The following is a 17,238-nucleotide window of genomic DNA, read 5'->3' on the forward strand; positions in this document are numbered from 1 at the left end:
TTCAATTGAAGAGTTTGATCATGGCTCAGATTGAACGCTGGCGGCAAGCCTAACACATGCAAGTCGAGCGGCAGCGAAAGAAAGCTTGCTTTCTTGTCGGCGAGCGGCAAACGGGTGAGTAATATCTGGGGATCTGCCCAAAAGAGGGGGATAACTACTAGAAATGGTAGCTAATACCGCATAATGTTGAAAAACCAAAGTGGGGGACCTTTTTGGCCTCATGCTTTTGGATGAACCCAGACGAGATTAGCTTGTTGGTAAGGTAATGGCTTACCAAGGCAACGATCTCTAGCTGGTCTGAGAGGATAACCAGCCACACTGGAACTGAGACACGGTCCAGACTCCTACGGGAGGCAGCAGTGGGGAATATTGCACAATGGGCGAAAGCCTGATGCAGCTATGCCGCGTGTATGAAGAAGGCCTTAGGGTTGTAAAGTACTTTCAGCAGGGAGGAAAGAAATAAAACTAATAATTTTATTTTGTGACGTTACCTGCAGAAGAAGCACCGGCTAACTCCGTGCCAGCAGCCGCGGTAATACGGAGGGTGCAAGCGTTAATCAGAATTACTGGGCGTAAAGAGCGCGTAGGTGGTTTTTTAAGTCAGATGTGAAATCCCTAGGCTCAACCTAGGAACTGCATTTGAAACTGAAAATGCTAGAGTCTCGTAGAGGGAGGTAGAATTCTAGGTGTAGCGGTGAAATGCGTAGATATCTGGAGGAATACCTGTGGCGAAAGCGGCCTCCTAAACGAATACTGACACTGAGGCGCGAAAGCGTGGGGAGCAAACAGGATTAGATACCCTGGTAGTCCATGCCGTAAACGATGTCGACTTGGAGGTTGTTTCCAAGAGAAGTGACTTCCGAAGCTAACGCATTAAGTCGACCGCCTGGGGAGTACGGCCGCAAGGCTAAAACTCAAATGAATTGACGGGGGCCCGCACAAGCGGTGGAGCATGTGGTTTAATTCGATGCAACGCGAAAAACCTTACCTGGTCTTGACATCCACAGAATTTTTTAGAAATAAAAAAGTGCCTTCGGGAACTGTGAGACAGGTGCTGCATGGCTGTCGTCAGCTCGTGTTGTGAAATGTTGGGTTAAGTCCCGCAACGAGCGCAACCCTTATCCCCTGTTGCCAGCGGTTAGGCCGGGAACTCAGAGGAGACTGCCGGTTATAAACCGGAGGAAGGTGGGGACGACGTCAAGTCATCATGGCCCTTACGACCAGGGCTACACACGTGCTACAATGGTTTATACAAAGAGAAGCAAATCTGCAAAGACAAGCAAACCTCATAAAGTAAATCGTAGTCCGGACTGGAGTCTGCAACTCGACTCCACGAAGTCGGAATCGCTAGTAATCGTGGATCAGAATGCCACGGTGAATACGTTCCCGGGCCTTGTACACACCGCCCGTCACACCATGGGAGTGGGTTGCAAAAGAAGCAGGTATCCTAACCCCTTAAAAGGAAGGCGCCTACCACTTTGTGATTCATGACTGGGGTGAAGTCGTAACAAGGTAACCGTAGGGGAACCTGCGGTTGGATCACCTCCTTAAAAATATATACTTTATTTGAAAGTGCCCACACAAATTATCTAATAAAAAATTAGAAGGCTTGTAGCTCAGATGGTTAGAGCGCACCCCTGATAAGGGTGAGGTCGGTGGTTCAATTCCACTCAGGCCTACCATAAAAAATCATCTGGGGCTATAGCTCAGCTGGGAGAGCGCCTGCCTTGCACGCAGGAGGTCAGCGGTTCAATCCCGCTTAGCTCCAACAAAACAATCTTTCTCTAATCTTAACTTCATAAAAACTTCAAAATTAGTACAATTCATTTTTAATCCAAAATATTTTTTTAAAAATGTATCATTTGTTCTTAAAAACAAATTAATTTTTTTTTCAAAAATAATATAAGAAGGTAAACTTGATTTACCTGAATCTATTATTTTTTTTATTTTTTTATAATAAACTTGAATTTTCTTGTCTTCTGGAAAAATAAATGTAGAAAAATATAAATTAGATAAAGTATATTCATGAGAACAACATAACATAGTGAAATCAGGAAAAAAAGAAATAAAATTTATCGAATTAAACATGTTTAAATAATCATCTTTATACACACGACCACAACCACCTGAAAAAAGAGTATCTCCGCAAAAAAGATATGGTTTACTGTAATACGAAATATGACCTGGAGTGTGACCAGGAGTAAAATAAACATAGAATTTTCTATTTAATAAAAAAATTTCATCACCACCAGATACAGGATTATTACAACCATTTTTTATTGTTTCTTTAGGTCCAAATACAGTTATATTAGGATAATATTGAACAATTTTTTTTACACCTCCTACATGATCAATATGATTATGAGTTAGTAAAATAGCCGTAGGAAACCATTTATTTTCCTGTATTTTTTGTATTACTTCTTTAGATGAACCAGGATCTATAATTATGCAAAATTTATTTTGATTACAAAGAATCCAAACATAGTTAGTATCTAATATAGGTATTTTTTTTAGAATTATCATATTTTTTTTATATATAAATTTAATTTTTTATCAATCAAAAAAATATTTATAATTTACTATTCTCGTAGTAAATATCTTTAATTGAAGGATTTCGAGCAGATTGACGTGCTATCATATCACATCTTTCATTTTCTTTATGACCTATATGCGCTTTAATCCAAAACCAAGTAACTATATGATTTTTTAAGGCATCGTTTACGCGCAACCATAAATCTATATTTTTTATAAGTTTTTTTTTATTATTTTTCCATTCCTTTTTTTTCCAAATGGGCATCCAATCAACAATTCCGTTTTTGACATACAAACTATCAGTTGTAATTTCTACTATACAAGATTGATTAAGAAATTCTAACCCTGAAATTACAGCCATTAATTCCATTCTATTATTAGTAGTTAAATAAAAACCTGAAGTTAATATTTTTTCATGTAATTTATAACGTAAAATTGTACTATAGCCTCCGGCACCAGGATTTCCTAAGCAAGAACCATCCGTAAACATTTTAACTATTTTTAACATGATAATAGAAATCTCACAATTATTTTAATTATTTTTAAAAATTATGATTAATAAAAAAAGAACAGTTATATTAGATACTGAAACAACTGGTATCAGTTCTATAGGTCTTCCTCATACGAATCATAGAATTATAGAAATTGGTGCTGTTGAAATGATTAACCGTCGTTTTACAGGAAATAATTTTCATGTTTATCTTAAACCTAATAGATCAATAGAATCTGGAGCATTAAAAGTACATGGTATCACAAATGATTTTTTATCGGATAAACCTATTTTTAAAGATATAGCTATTGAATTTTTTAATTATATTAAAAATTCTGAAATAGTTATTCATAATGCTTCATTTGATTTAGGATTTATAAATCAAGAATTTCAAATGTTAAATCAAAATATAAAAAAAATAGATGTTGTATGTTCTATAATTGATACATTAAAAATTGCTCGCACATTATTTCCTGGTAAAAAAAACACCTTAGATGCTCTTTGTACACGCTACAAAATAAATAAATCTCATAGAAATGTACATAGTGCTATTATTGATGCTAAACTTTTAGGTAAATTATATCTTTTAATGACTAGTCGTCAAGAATCTCTATTTTTTTATGATTCATTTAATAATGAAAAGTCATTTAAAAAATCAGATTGTTTGGTCAAATCAAAAAAATATTCTTTAAAAATATTATATGCTTCACAAGAAGAGTTGAAATTACACAAACAATATTTAGAGTATATAAAAAATAAAAATATATGTTAATAGAATTAACTTTTTAATAAATATATAAAAAAGATTATTGACTGATTTTTTAAAATATGTACAATAGGAAACATACTAACAAGGTGCGGTAGTTCAGTTGGTTAGAATACCGGCCTGTCACGCCGGGGGTCGCGGGTTCGAGTCCCGTCCGCACCGTAAAAATTTAACGTTATAATTATAAAAAATATATGTTTTTATCTAAAAACATAAATTTTTTTTAAAAAATCCAAATACTTAAGATTATGTATAAAAAAACAATTTGTTCTGAACTAAATTCTGCATTAAAAATATTACAAACTTTTTTAAAAGATAAAATACAAATATATAATATTCAAAAGTCTGCTATTTTAATTGCAGATGCATTCAAAAATGGTAAAAAAGTAATATCATGTGGTAATGGAGGATCAAATTGTGATGCAGTACATTTTGCAGAAGAGCTTACGAGTCTATATAGAGAAAAAAGATCTGGATATCCTGCAATATCCGTTTCAGATGCCAGCTATATTTCTGCAGTAGGAAATGATTTTGGATACGATCAAGTATTTTCTCGATATATTGAAAGTATTGGATACTCAGGTGATGTTTTACTAGCAATTTCTACTTCTGGAAATTCTTTAAATATCATAAAAGCAATCAAAACAGCTCATAAAAAAAATATAAAAGTTGTCGCTTTAACAGGCAACAATGGCGGTAGGATTCAAGGTTTATCCGATGTAGAAATTTGTATTCCTTACCATGGATATTCAGATCGAATACAAGAAATGCATATTAAAATTATTCATATATTAATATTAATTATTGAAAAAGAAATGCATATTTTAAAAAAATAATATTTTTCTTAAATAAAATTTACTTTACTCACAATCCTATAATAATTACAACTTATTTCCACTTTTCTAATAAATACTATTTTATAGTTTCGGAATTTTTATGAGTGAGAAATACATTGTCACCTGGGATATGCTTCAAATTCATACAAGAAAATTGGCTAATCGATTAATTAAAAAAAAATCTTGGAATGGAATAATTGCGGTAAGTCGAGGAGGTCTTGTTCCATCAGCTTTATTGGCAAGAGAGCTGGGAATTCGGTGTGTTGATACTGTATGTATTTCAAGTTATAATTATGATTACTTAAAGAAAAAAAGAAAAATAATTAAAAAAGCAGAAGGTAATGGAGAACAAATCATTGTAATTGATGATTTAGTCGATACTGGTGGAACTGCAAAAATTATTAGGAATTTATACCCCAAAGCATATTTTGTAACTATTTTTGCTAAACCTATGGGTCGTTTATTAGTAGATGATTACGTTATAGATATACCTCAAAATGTATGGATAGAACAACCGTGGGATATGTCAATATCTTACATTTCCCCTCTGGTTCAGACCTATAAAATCAGAAAAACATCTTAATTAAAAAAATAATGTTTTATTTATTAATAAAATTTTTATTTAATTAATTCAAAAAAAAATAAAAATGAGAAAATATTTTTTTATAAAATAAAAAAGTACTAAAAAGGATATTTTTATGATAAATAAAGATGAAGAAGTAAAAGATGAAAAAATAATAAAACAAGAGATAAATAAAAGTGAAAAATATGAAAATAATGAATTAATTAAGAAAAATTTAATTGAATCTTTAGAAAATAAGTTAAAAGAATCTGAAAAAGAAATATTTGAAAAAGAAGTAATTATTGAAAAAGAAATAATGACTGTCTTTAAGCGATCTTATAATGAAATTGAAAAATGTAGAAAATTTTCTTTGGAAAAATTACTTACAGATCTTCTTCCTATTTCAGACAGCATCGAACGTGCATTAGATTTAATAGACAATGATGAATTGAATAAAATTTTTATAGATATTAAAAATAAAATAATATCTGTTAATAATCTATTAAAGGAATTTTTTCTTTTATTTCATGTTAAGAAAATTAATACTTTAAATGTACCATTTGATCCATCTATTCATCAAGCCATGTCTATTCAGTACAGCAATGAAATAGAACCTAATCACATAGTAACAGTCATGCAACCTGGTTATATTCTTTATGAATGTCGTTTATTAAGACCAGCTATGGTTATAGTTTCTCATAAAAAAATATAAAAAAAAATACTTTTTTTTTTAGATTTAATAATATTTTTTTCAAAAAAAATTTTAATTATTAAATCTAAAACCAAAATTTTAGTTTTTGTGAAAAAATATTTTTTTTCGTCTTCTTTCTTTTGGATCAATTATTAAATTTCTATAAATTTCAATACGATCTCCATCTTGTGTAATCGTGTTTAAATGTACTAATTTGTTGTAAATTCCTACATTTATATTATGTAATGAAATATTTTTTACTATATGTAATATATTTGATGCTAGAATAACATTTTTTACAGTAGCACCTAATTGAACATTAATTTCATAAATATACTGTTTGTTTGGTAACGCATATACTACCGTATTTTGAATAATTTTCATGTTTTTTATTTTTAATAAATATTTCAACTTATTTTTACAATGAGTTTCATTATGTTACATAAAAAAAAGTCTCATATAGGATCATCAAAAATTGTTATTAATAAAAAAGTATATCATAATTATTTTATAGAAAAAGTATTTCAATCAGGTCTTGTTTTAGAAGGTTGGGAAGTAAAATCTCTTAGACAAGGTAAAGTAAATATTTCTGAAAGTTATATTGTAACTGATATGAATGAAATGTATCTTTATAATTCTCTGATTCAACCTTTACACGTATCCTCTAATAATAGTTTTTGCAATCCTACTAGAAAAAGAAAGTTATTATTACATAAAAATGAAATTAATTTTTTATCTACACAAAAAAAAAATATAGGATACACATTAATTTCATTATCTTTATTTTGGAAAAAATCTTGGTGTAAATTAGAATTTGGATTAGCAAAAGGTAAAAGTGTAAAAGATAAAAGAATAGATGTAAAAAATAAAGAATGGAAAAAAGAGAAATTAAAAATACTTAAAAAAACAAATATGAAAATATAAAAATATTCTATGATAGATAAAAAAGATAAAAAATGGATGAATGTTGCTTTAAAATATGCATGCTATGCTGAAAAAAAAGGTGAAGTTCCTATAGGTGCAGTATTAATTTTTGAAGAACGCATTATTGGAGTAGGATGGAATAGCTCTATTAGAAAAAATGACCCTACTGCGCATGCAGAAATTATGGCTTTACGCGCTGCAGGAAAAAAAACAAAAAATTACCGGTTGATTGAGAGTACACTATACGTTACCCTGCAACCATGTATTATGTGTTGCGGAGCGATTATAAATAGTCGTATTAAACGTTTGGTATTTGGTGCTCAATATAAAAAATCAGATAATAAGTGTTCTCTAAAAGATATTTTCTTAAATTCTGAAAAAGATTATAAATTAAGTATACACAAAAACGTTATGGAAAGTGAGTGTTCTAATATTTTAGTTGAATTTTTTCAAAAAAAAAGACGTTCTAGTTTAGAACATTAATATGTATTTAAGATTCTAAAATTACTAAAGCATATGCATATAATCTTTGATCAGATATACTTACATGTATAGATTTACATTTTATTTCTTTAGCTTTTCTTAACGATTTTTTTAAAAATCGTAATTTGGGTTTTCCAAATTTGTTATTATAAAATTCTAATTGATTGAATGTTATTCCGCAATTGATTCCTGTTCCTAATGCTTTAGATGCTGCCTCTTTACCTGCAAATTTTTTTGCTAAAAAATGAATTGGATTTTTGCTGATAATATATTTTTTCCATTCTATTTTAGATAAAATTCTTTTAGCAAATCGATTTCCATAATGAGAAAAAATATTTTTAATGCGTACAATTTCTATAATATCTGTTCCTATACCTATAATAGACATAATATAAAAAAACCTTTTCTTGAAATATTATTTTTTTTAAAATTAGTTAAATGTTTTCACTATTAACTAATTTTAAAAAATTAGTAAACATTGTAGAAAAATATATATTTTTTATCTAGAAATATTTTTTTTGACCCATAAAAGAAGATGAGTTTTCTTATGTAATTCTTTTTCTATATTATATCGTGATATCATACTAATTTTTTTTATTTTTTCTCCATTATTTCCAATAATAATTTTTTTTTGTCTTGTATATTTTATTAAAATCAATGCTTTTATATGTAATTGATCTTTTTTTATAGTTTTTAATTCTTCAATTTCCACTTTAACAATAGAAGGTAATTCGGCACCTAAAAATAATATTAATTGCTCTCGAATAATTTCAGATATTGTAAAAATTTGAGAGTTTGTTGTAATATAATTTTTGGGATAAAAATGAGAATTTTTTGGTAAATAATGTTTTATTATATCATGTAAAAACATCATATTTTCTGTTTTTTTTGCAGAAATAGGAATGATTTCTATAGCATCAGTTTTATTTTTAATAAAATCAATGAAAGGTAATAAAACATTTTTATTAAGAATTTTGTCAATTTTATTGATAATAATAATTATTGGTATTTTATTTTTCTTTATTTTATTAAAAACAATATTGTCTTTTTCTGTCCAAAAAATATGATCTATAACAAACATTATTAATGTTGAATTCTTTAAAATGTTAAAAAAAATATTTTCTTTATATGTAATTTCATGATTCTTTTCATTAAATATAAATCCAGGTGTATCTGTATAAATATATTGATAATGTTTTTTTGTTTGAATACCTGTAATATGATTTTGAGTTGTATTTTTTTTTCTTGATACAATAGAAATTTTTTTACCAATTATTTGATTTAATAATGTAGATTTTCCAACATTAGATTTTCCAATAATTGTTATCCAACCACAATGTTTCTGTTTTATATTCACTCTACACCTAGTTTTATTAATGCTTTTTGTGCTGCATCTTGTTCAGCTTTTCTTCTGCTGGAACCAGTACCAATTAAATATTCTGAAATAATGCTAACTTTGCAATGAATAGTGAATAATTGATTATGGGCTTCACCATATATTTCTACTATAAAATACATAGGTAAAGAAAGATGCTTTGATTGTAAATATTCTTGTAATCGTGTTTTAGGATCTTTTTGAGTGTCTCCAGGACTTATTTTTTCTAAACGTTTTTCATACCATTTTAATATTAATTCTTCTACTGTTTGAATATTACTATCTAAATAAATACTGCCAATCAATGCTTCTACAGTGTTTGCTAAAATAGATTCACGACGGAAACCTCCACTTTTTAATTCACCTTGTCCTAGTTTTAAATATTCTCCTAAATCAAATTCATATGCAATTTCTGCTAACGTATTGCCACGCACTAAAGTTGCTCTCATACGACTCATGTCGCCTTCATCAATATATGGAAAATGTTGATATAAAGCATTAGCAATTACAAAACTTAAAATAGAATCACCTAAAAATTCTAATCGTTCATTATGTTTACTACTTGCACTACGATGTGTTAATGCTTGTCTTAAAAGATCTTTATGAGTAAAAGTATATCCCAGTACTTTTTGTATTTTTTTTGTTACCATATAGTTCATGTTATACCAATGTCAATGATATTTTAATTGATTGTATATATAACAGGAAAAACAGAAAAAATTTGATAAAATTAAAGATATACGTCAATATATTATACTAATAACATTACGTTATGTTAATTTCTTTTAATATATATTGCCAATTCTATTTACACGTATACCAGTAGGCCATTCATTTTCATTTTTATCAAAGCTCATCCATATTTTAATAGCTTTTCCTACTAAATTTTGCTCAGGTACAAAGCCCCAATAACGACTATCTAAACTATTATCACGATTATCTCCCATCATGAAATATTTACCTTTAGGTACAATCCAAGTTAATTTCGGCATATTTTTTTGTTGATAGTAATTTTCATTTTTATTTTTAACACCATTTAATAGTAATATATTATGTTTAACGTTATTGATATCTTCTTCAACAATATTAAAATACAGAGAATTATATACTTCTTTTTCTTGTATGAAATTATTTTTATTTAAAAAATATATTTTTTGAAAAAAATTACTTTTTGTAGATTTAGAATATTTAATCATTATTTTTTTTTTACAGTGATGTGTATCAAGATAATGAGTACATATTTTTATATTTTTTTTGTTTGTATCATATTTAATCTTGTCTCCAGGTAATCCTATAACACGCTTAATGTAATCTACATTATAATCATTTGGATGTTTAAAAACTACAACATCACCACGTTTAGGTTGATTAGTTTTAATTAACGTTTTTTGCGTTATGGGTTCTTTAATTCCATATGAAAACTTTTCGACTAAAATAAAGTCACCTATTAAAAGAGTAGGCATCATAGATCCTGAAGGAATTTGAAAAGGTTCATAAATAAATGAACGTATAATCAATATTATTAAAAAAATTGGAAAAAATGATGCTAAAGATTCAAAAAAATATATTTTATTTTTTATGTGTAATACACTTTTTTTATTTAAGTTGTTATCTTTTAAGATTGTTTTTTTTAAAAAATATTTTTTAATACTTTTTATGCGATAAAAACACCAAAAAAATCCAGTAAAAAATGTACTAATTAATAAAAAAATAGTTAATGTATTAGCCATATAAATTGCCTTATATTAATTTTTATTAATATTTAAAATTGAAATAAATGCTTCTTTTGGCAAATTTACATTACCTATTTTTTTCATTCTTTTTTTTCCATCTTTTTGTTTTTGAAGTAATTTCTTTTTTCTACTAACGTCACCACCATAACATTTAGATAATACGTTTTTTCTGAGTTGTTTTATAGTTGCTCGTGCTACAATAGAATTGTTAATAGAAGCTTGAATGGCAATATCAAATTGATGTCGAGGTATTAATTCTTTCATTTTGTTAACTATTTCACGGGCACGATATTGTGCATTTTTGTAATAAGAAAGTATTGTTAATGCATCAACTTTTTCTGAATTAATTAAAATCTCTATTTTTTCTATTTTTACAGTCTGAAAATGTTTAAAATCATACTCTAGTGAAGCATATCCACTAGATATCGATTTTAATTCATCAAAAAAATTTAATACCACTTCATTCATTGGAATGTTATATTTTAATGATACTTGATGCGTATGATAAATCATGTTAGTTTGAAAACCTCTTTTTTCTACACATAATTTAATTACTGGACCAAGAAATTGAGGAGGTAATAAAATGTTGCATTCAACTATAGGTTCTCTGATTGTTTTTATCTTGTTTATACTAGGAAAATCAGAAGGACTATCTAAGTAAATAACTTTTCCATCATTAAGTTCAATTTCATAAATTACTGTGGGTGCAGTTGAAATTAAATCAATAGAATATTCTCTTTCTAGACGTGCTTGAATAATTTCCATATGTAATAAACCTAAAAATCCACATCTAAATCCAAATCCCAAGGCATTAGAATTTTCTGGTTCATAAAATAATGAAGAGTCATTTAAACTAAGTTTACCTAATGCATCTCTAAATGTTTCATATTGATCTGATTTTATAGGAAATAAACCAGCATATATTTGTGGTTTAACTTTTTTAAATCCAGTTAATCTATTTTTTGCTGGATTTTGTGCTGTTGTTAATGTATCGCCAACTGGAGCAGCAGTAATACTTTTAATACCACAAATAATCCAACCGACTTCTCCACATGTTAGTTTATTTTTATTTAATTTTTTAGGAGTAAAAATACCTATTTGATCAACACAATAATTTTTTCCAGTACTCATTACTTGAATTTTGTCTTTTTCAAATAAAGTTCCATTTTTAATTCTTATTAAAGATACTACACCTAGATAATTATCAAACCAAGAATCAATAATTAATGCTTGAAGAGGAGCATCTATTTTACCTTGTGGAGAAGGAATATGGGTTATAATGCTTTCTAAAAGTTTTTTTATACCAAAACCTGTTTTAGAAGAACATCTAATCGCATCATATGAAGATATTCCTATAATATCTTCAATTTCTTTGGCAACTTTTTCTGGATTTGCATTAGGTAAATCTATTTTATTTAGTACTGGAATTATTTCTAAATTCATTTCTAATGCAGTATAACAATTAGCTAAAGTTTGAGCTTCTACACCTTGGGTAGCGTCAACAACTAATAGTGCCCCTTCACATGCTGCTAATGATCGAGAGACCTCGTAAGAAAAATCTACATGACCTGGTGTATCAATAAAATTCAAATTAAAAATATTATTTTCTCTGTTTTTATAATTAATCATCACACTTTGAGCTTTTATTGTTATACCTCTCTCTCTTTCTAAATCCATAGAATCTAGCACTTGATTAGACATTTCTCGTTCAGATAATCCACCACATATTTGTATTAATCGATCGGATAAAGTTGATTTTCCATGATCAATATGAGCTATAATAGAAAAATTTCTTATATTTTTCATGTGTACTTTTTTTATACCATATTTATTATTAACATTTATTTTAACATGCACTAAAAATATTTTTTATTGTTTTTATTAATTTTTAATTTAAATATTTTTTCAAGAAATTAGTTTAATATGTTTTAAAGATGTATATATAATATATAATACAATATAAAATATTTGGAAAATATATCTATAAAATGTTAGATAACAATATTATTTATGATACTAAAAAAAAATAAAAAAGTAATTGTTGCAATGTCAGGAGGTGTAGACTCATCTGTTGCTGCATGGATTCTAAAAAAAAAATACCAAGTAGAAGGTTTATTTATGAAAAATTGGGAGGAAGATGATAAAGAAAAATATTGTAATGCTAAGAAAGATTTATGTGATGCTGAAAATGTCTGTAAAAAATTAAATATTCATCTTCATAAAATGAATTTTTCTGAAGAATATTGGGAAAAAGTTTTTAAAAATTTTTTAAATGAACATAAAAAAGGAAAAACACCTAATCCAGATATATTATGTAATAAAGAAATTAAATTTAATATCTTATTAAACTACTCTACTCAAGAATTACAAGCAGACTATATTGCAACAGGTCATTATGCTCGTATAAAAATAATCAATGGAAAGCATTTATTATTAAAATCTACAGATCTTAAGAAAGATCAAAGTTATTTTTTATATACTTTAAATGATATGCAACTTAAAAAAATTTTATTTCCTATTGGACACTTTAAAAAACATGAAGTAAGAACTATTGCTAAAAAAATCAATTTAGAAGTTGCTGAAAAAAAAGATTCTACTGGAATTTGCTTTATAGGACCAAAGAAATTAAAAAATTTTCTCAGTCTTTATATTAATAAAAAAATAGGCAATATCACTACAACTAGTGGAAAAATTATAGGACAACATGATGGTGTTTTCTATTACACTTTAGGACAAAGGAAAGGACTAGGTGTTGGTGGAATAAAAGGAACATGTAATATTCCATGGTATGTAGTTGATAAAAATATAGAAAAAAATATATTAGTTGTTGCGCAAGGTTCGTGCAATAGAGATCTTATGTCCATAGGTTTAATCGCTAAAAATATTAATTGGGTTAACGGAAAAAATAAAATAATTTTTCCACTATTTTGTCAAGTAAAAACAAGATATCGTCAAGAAGATGTGAATTGTAATATAGAATATATAAATAATGCCTATATTAGAATTTTATTTTACACCCCAGTCATTGCAGTTACACCTGGACAATCAGTGGTATTTTATCTATCAAAAATATGTATAGGTGGTGGTATTATTGAATCCAGATTACCATTATAATAGTTTTTTTATTAAAAAAGTGAGTAAGGAGATAGCTGTTATTAAAGAAATATATTCAATTACGTTATCATTTGCAGGTATATGTCAATCAGCTTATTTAGTACAACAATTAGCTTATTCAGGAAAATGTGATCATAATGCATTTCAAATATGTTTAGAAAGTGTTTTAGAAATAAAACCAAAATCTTTAATTACAATATATGGTAATAATGAAAAAAATTTACATCTAGGGTTAAAAACATTAATATCTATACTAAAATTTTCTAATTTTTCTTATTTATATGTTGAATTGATGAAATATATTTTGGATATGATTTTCATTGAAAATAAACTAAAAAAAAATCGCGAACATATTGATTTAATCAAGAAAAGTTTAGAAAACATATGCAATGAATATCATCAAAATAACAATTTTAGTACCTTAATTAATAAAATAGCAAATGTATATATCCACAAAATAAGTTCTTTAGGTTCGCAAGTTTTAGTAAAAGGAACAAAGAGTTTTCTAGAAGATATAGAAATACAAAAAAAAATTAGATGTTTATTATTTTCAGGCATTCGTTCTATAGTTTTATGGAGACAATTTGGTGGCAATCGATTAAAATTAATATTTTTTAGGTATCATATTATTCAAAAAGCAAAAAAAATATTATTTGATTTAAAAAACTAGGATTTTAGAATATGAAATTAACTTCATTAACAGCTATTTCTCCTATTGATGGTAGATACAATAATTCCACTGTTTTTTTAAGAAACATTTTTAGTGAATTTGGTTTTTTTAAATATCGTCTGAATATAGAAATTCAGTGGCTAAAAAAAATAATCAACATGGCTGAAGTATTAAAAATAAAGAATATCGATGATAAAAAAATATTTTTACTAGATGATATTCTTAATAATTTCAATGAAAAAGATGCGCTGCATATTAAAAAAATAGAAAAAACAACTAATCATGATGTAAAAGCTTTAGAATATTTTTTAAAAGAGAAAATTTCTAAATTCAACAATTTTTCATCAATTGTAGAATTTGTACATTTTGGTTGTACTTCAGAAGATATTAATAATATAGCATATGCTTTAATGCTTAAAGATACTCGTAATACAATAATTTTACCATTGTGGAAAAAAATTATTAATGTTTTAAAAAAAATCGTTTTTCAGTATCAGAACAATCCTGTATTATCTTTAACTCATGGTCAACCAGCCACTCCGTCAACTATAGGAAAAGAAATTGCTAATTTTTATTTCCGTATGAAACGTCAATATACACGGTTGAAGAGTATAGAAATATTGGGTAAAATTAATGGAAGCACAGGAAATTATAATGCACACTTAGCCGCATATCCTGAAATCAACTGGCATAAAATTAGTGAAGAATTTATTACATCATTAGGAATCAATTGGAACCCATATACTACTCAAATTGAACCGCATGATTATATTGCAGAGTTATTTAGTTGTATATCATTATTTAATACAATATTAATTGACTTCAATCGTGATATTTGGGGTTATATTTCTCTTAATTACTTCAAACAAAAACTAGTAGATTTTGAAATTGGTTCTTCAATAATGCCACATAAAGTGAATCCGATAGATTTTGAAAATTCTGAAGGAAATTTAGGACTATCTAATGCTTTGATGCATCATATGATAACAAAACTACCCATTTCTCGATGGCAACGTGATTTAAGTGATTCTACGGTACTGCGTAATTTAGGTGTTGCTATTTCTTATTCCACAATTGCATATAATTCTGTATTATTAGGTATTAATAAATTAGAAATAAATGAGATTCAATTGTTAAAAAATTTAAATAAAAATTGGTCTGTTTTATCTGAACCCATACAAACAGTCATGCGCCGTTATGGAATTAAGAATGCATATGAAAAATTAAAAGATTTAACACGAGGCAAAGAGATAAATAAAAATATTATACATGTATTTATTTCTAGTTTAGATATTCCCAATGAAGAAAAAAAACGTTTAAAAGAACTGACTCCTGCTAATTATATTGGTTATGCTAGTCAGATTATCAATGAAATTGAATAAAAATAGTTTTTTTATATAATCAATATATTAAGGAAACTTTCTTGTGACATTAGCAATTTTAATTATTTCACTAGTCTTATTGACTGGATGTAATAAATTTTCAAATAAAAAAATATATACAAAAAAAAATTATTTTTTAAATAAACATAGTATAGAAAATACAATTCATAATTGGAGTTATCTTATTAAAATTTCTGCAAATCAATATAATATTGATGAAAAATTAATTAAAGCTATTATTTATACTGAGTCTTCTGGAAATCCTTATGCTAAAAGTCATTCAAATGCAATTGGATTAATGCAAATTAAACCCTCTTCTGCAGGAGCAGAAATATACCGTATGAATGGTAAAAAAGGTCAGCCTTCTATTCAATCATTATATAATCCAAAAATTAATATAAATATAGGAACTGCTTACATTAGTTTGTTACAAAAAAAAAACTATTTGGCATACGAAATAAAGATGTAATGAGATGTGCAACTATAGTTGCATATGTTAATGGAACTAATGCACTTCTTAAAATATTTTCTAAAAATAGACATGAATCAATAAGAATCATTAACACTATGACAATGGAGTCTTTTTGTAAGTATATAAAAAAAAACATCCAGCAAAGCAAGCATCTCTTTATTTGAAAAAAGTAATGATGGTATACAATTTAATTTAAACAATTTATATTAATAATTAAAAAATCTCTAATATCAAAGAATTATTATAAAAATAATACAATTGAGATTTCAAAAATGGAACTGTTAAAGGGTAAAAAAATTTTAATAACTGGAATTTCTAGTACTAGATCTATTGCTTTTGGTATTGCAAAATCTATGTATTATCAGAAAGCAGAATTAGGATTTGTATGTCAAAATGAAAAAATAAGAAAAAAAATTAAAAAAATAGCAGCATCAATGAAATCTGACATTGTACTATCATGCGATGTGTCAAGTGACAAAAATATAAAAAAGTTATTTTTGAATTTAATTAAGGTATGGAAAAAATTTGATGGATTAGTACATTCTATTGCGTATTGTCCTAAAGAGCATTTAAATGGAGATTTTATTAATAATGTTACTAGAAAAGGATTTAATATTTCTCATGAAATTAGTTCATATAGTTTTCTAGGATTAGTAAAAGAATGTAGGAATATGTTAAATAATTCTTCTTCTTTATTAACTTTATCTTATTTAGGTGCACAACGTGTAGTACCAAATTATAATATTATGGGTTTAGCTAAAGCTTCATTAGAAGCAAGTGTGCGTTATATGGCATACACATTAGGTAGAAACAATATTCGAGTTAATGCGATCTCATGCAATCCTATAAAAACCGTCTCATCTTTTCAAATTAAAAACTTTAATCAAATAAATAATTTTCATCGTAAATCTTCTTTGATAAAAAATTCTATTACTACTGAAAATATAGGAAATGTAGCATCTTTTCTATTGTCTAACTTATCTACTGGTATTACTGGTTCAGTTATTTATGTTGATAATGGTTGTAATGTTAGTTATATAAATAATTTTTCATAATATTTTATATAACAATATTATTTATTATTATAAATAATAATAGTATTTTTTTAATAAAACATATAAAATTTTATTTTTAAAAAATAAGTTATATATTTAAATTAATTTTAAATTTATAAGATTATTAATTTTCTACTATGACAATTAGGTTGT

Annotated in this window: 19 protein-coding genes, 3 tRNA genes and 1 rRNA gene; 15 read left to right on the top strand and 8 right to left on the bottom strand. The window is 26.7% G+C overall.

Annotated features, from left to right (window positions below):
* Positions 1 to 2: 2 nt before the first annotated feature.
* From AB4W64_RS01255 to AB4W64_RS01265, 3 genes are all read left to right on the top strand, one after another.
* Positions 3 to 1,550: ribosomal RNA gene (locus tag AB4W64_RS01255) — 16S ribosomal RNA — on the top strand.
* A 55-nt stretch (positions 1,551 to 1,605) separates the two neighbouring features.
* Positions 1,606 to 1,682: transfer RNA gene (locus tag AB4W64_RS01260), tRNA-Ile, on the top strand.
* 13 nt (positions 1,683 to 1,695) lie between these two features.
* A tRNA-Ala gene (locus tag AB4W64_RS01265) sits at positions 1,696 to 1,768 on the top strand.
* Here the strand turns inward: AB4W64_RS01265 and gloB are convergent.
* Both gloB and rnhA read right to left on the bottom strand, forming a co-directional pair.
* Positions 1,750 to 2,520 carry a hydroxyacylglutathione hydrolase gene (gene gloB / locus AB4W64_RS01270; protein ID WP_367678293.1) on the bottom strand — a complete coding sequence of 257 codons (771 nt, stop codon included), beginning with the start codon at positions 2,518 to 2,520 and terminating at the stop codon, positions 1,750 to 1,752. The two genes, AB4W64_RS01265 and gloB, sit on opposite strands and share 19 nt — an antisense overlap.
* A gap of 49 nt (positions 2,521 to 2,569) precedes the next feature.
* The gene (gene rnhA / locus AB4W64_RS01275; RefSeq protein WP_367678244.1) at positions 2,570 to 3,040 is read right to left on the bottom strand and encodes a ribonuclease HI; all 471 of its coding nucleotides are present in this window, start codon (positions 3,038 to 3,040) and stop codon (positions 2,570 to 2,572) included.
* 46 nt (positions 3,041 to 3,086) lie between these two features.
* On the opposite strand from rnhA, the gene dnaQ reads away from it, so the two are divergent.
* From dnaQ to grpE, 5 genes are all read left to right on the top strand, one after another.
* The gene (gene dnaQ / locus AB4W64_RS01280) at positions 3,087 to 3,794 is read left to right on the top strand and encodes a DNA polymerase III subunit epsilon (protein ID WP_367678294.1); all 708 of its coding nucleotides are present in this window, start codon (positions 3,087 to 3,089) and stop codon (positions 3,792 to 3,794) included.
* An 82-nt stretch (positions 3,795 to 3,876) separates the two neighbouring features.
* Positions 3,877 to 3,950 (top strand) — tRNA-Asp (locus tag AB4W64_RS01285).
* Between the two features lie 86 nt (positions 3,951 to 4,036).
* Complete coding sequence (gene lpcA, locus AB4W64_RS01290) at positions 4,037 to 4,624, top strand: D-sedoheptulose 7-phosphate isomerase (RefSeq protein ID WP_367678245.1); 588 nt, start codon at positions 4,037 to 4,039, stop codon at positions 4,622 to 4,624.
* A gap of 100 nt (positions 4,625 to 4,724) precedes the next feature.
* A complete protein-coding gene (gpt, locus tag AB4W64_RS01295) occupies positions 4,725 to 5,207 on the top strand; it encodes a xanthine phosphoribosyltransferase (protein ID WP_367678246.1) in 483 nt (160 codons plus the stop codon).
* Between the two features lie 115 nt (positions 5,208 to 5,322).
* A complete protein-coding gene (gene grpE, locus AB4W64_RS01300) occupies positions 5,323 to 5,898 on the top strand; it encodes a nucleotide exchange factor GrpE (protein WP_367678247.1) in 576 nt (191 codons plus the stop codon).
* 78 nt (positions 5,899 to 5,976) lie between these two features.
* On the opposite strand, the gene AB4W64_RS01305 is transcribed toward grpE, so the two are convergent.
* On the bottom strand, positions 5,977 to 6,261 hold the full coding sequence (locus AB4W64_RS01305; protein WP_367678248.1) for an RnfH family protein: 285 nt from the start codon (positions 6,259 to 6,261) through the stop codon (positions 5,977 to 5,979).
* A 51-nt stretch (positions 6,262 to 6,312) separates the two neighbouring features.
* On the opposite strand from AB4W64_RS01305, the gene smpB reads away from it, so the two are divergent.
* Both smpB and tadA read left to right on the top strand, forming a co-directional pair.
* Complete coding sequence (gene smpB / locus AB4W64_RS01310) at positions 6,313 to 6,801, top strand: SsrA-binding protein SmpB (protein ID WP_367678249.1); 489 nt, start codon at positions 6,313 to 6,315, stop codon at positions 6,799 to 6,801.
* 9 nt (positions 6,802 to 6,810) lie between these two features.
* Positions 6,811 to 7,284, top strand: coding sequence for a tRNA adenosine(34) deaminase TadA (tadA, locus tag AB4W64_RS01315; RefSeq protein ID WP_367678250.1), 474 nt, complete (start codon positions 6,811 to 6,813; stop codon positions 7,282 to 7,284).
* Between the two features lie 7 nt (positions 7,285 to 7,291).
* Here tadA and acpS read toward each other — a convergent pair whose 3' ends face one another.
* From acpS to lepA, 5 genes are all read right to left on the bottom strand, one after another.
* On the bottom strand, positions 7,292 to 7,672 hold the full coding sequence (gene acpS, locus AB4W64_RS01320) for a holo-ACP synthase (protein WP_367678251.1): 381 nt from the start codon (positions 7,670 to 7,672) through the stop codon (positions 7,292 to 7,294).
* A 111-nt stretch (positions 7,673 to 7,783) separates the two neighbouring features.
* Positions 7,784 to 8,641: a GTPase Era gene (gene era / locus AB4W64_RS01325; RefSeq protein ID WP_367678252.1), complete on the bottom strand. Its 858-nt coding sequence runs from the start codon at positions 8,639 to 8,641 to the stop codon at positions 7,784 to 7,786.
* Positions 8,638 to 9,318, bottom strand: a complete 681-nt coding sequence (gene rnc, locus AB4W64_RS01330; RefSeq protein WP_367678253.1) for a ribonuclease III — start codon at positions 9,316 to 9,318, stop codon at positions 8,638 to 8,640. The genes era and rnc overlap by 4 nt, the downstream gene beginning before the upstream one ends.
* Positions 9,319 to 9,444: 126 nt before the next feature.
* Positions 9,445 to 10,389, bottom strand: coding sequence for a signal peptidase I (gene lepB, locus AB4W64_RS01335; protein ID WP_367678254.1), 945 nt, complete (start codon positions 10,387 to 10,389; stop codon positions 9,445 to 9,447).
* A gap of 15 nt (positions 10,390 to 10,404) precedes the next feature.
* Positions 10,405 to 12,198: a translation elongation factor 4 gene (gene lepA, locus AB4W64_RS01340; RefSeq protein WP_367678255.1), complete on the bottom strand. Its 1,794-nt coding sequence runs from the start codon at positions 12,196 to 12,198 to the stop codon at positions 10,405 to 10,407.
* 204 nt (positions 12,199 to 12,402) lie between these two features.
* Between lepA and mnmA the strand changes: the two genes are divergently transcribed.
* The 5 genes from mnmA (at position 12,403) to AB4W64_RS01365 (ending at position 17,085) form a co-directional block, all read left to right on the top strand.
* On the top strand, positions 12,403 to 13,506 hold the full coding sequence (mnmA, locus tag AB4W64_RS01345) for a tRNA 2-thiouridine(34) synthase MnmA (RefSeq protein ID WP_367678256.1): 1,104 nt from the start codon (positions 12,403 to 12,405) through the stop codon (positions 13,504 to 13,506).
* Positions 13,484 to 14,176: a high frequency lysogenization protein HflD gene (gene hflD, locus AB4W64_RS01350; protein ID WP_367678257.1), complete on the top strand. Its 693-nt coding sequence runs from the start codon at positions 13,484 to 13,486 to the stop codon at positions 14,174 to 14,176. The genes mnmA and hflD overlap by 23 nt, the downstream gene beginning before the upstream one ends.
* Positions 14,177 to 14,187: 11 nt before the next feature.
* A complete protein-coding gene (gene purB, locus AB4W64_RS01355) occupies positions 14,188 to 15,558 on the top strand; it encodes an adenylosuccinate lyase (RefSeq protein WP_367678258.1) in 1,371 nt (456 codons plus the stop codon).
* Between the two features lie 43 nt (positions 15,559 to 15,601).
* Positions 15,602 to 16,027, top strand: a complete 426-nt coding sequence (locus AB4W64_RS01360; protein ID WP_367678259.1) for a transglycosylase SLT domain-containing protein — start codon at positions 15,602 to 15,604, stop codon at positions 16,025 to 16,027.
* Positions 16,028 to 16,302: 275 nt separating this feature from the next.
* Positions 16,303 to 17,085, top strand: a complete 783-nt coding sequence (locus AB4W64_RS01365) for an enoyl-ACP reductase (RefSeq protein ID WP_367678260.1) — start codon at positions 16,303 to 16,305, stop codon at positions 17,083 to 17,085.
* Positions 17,086 to 17,238: the final 153 nt, after the last annotated feature.

It is taken from the genome of Buchnera aphidicola (Brachycaudus tragopogonis), from assembly GCF_964059175.1.
Lineage (GTDB): Bacteria > Pseudomonadota > Gammaproteobacteria > Enterobacterales > Enterobacteriaceae > Buchnera > Buchnera aphidicola_BM.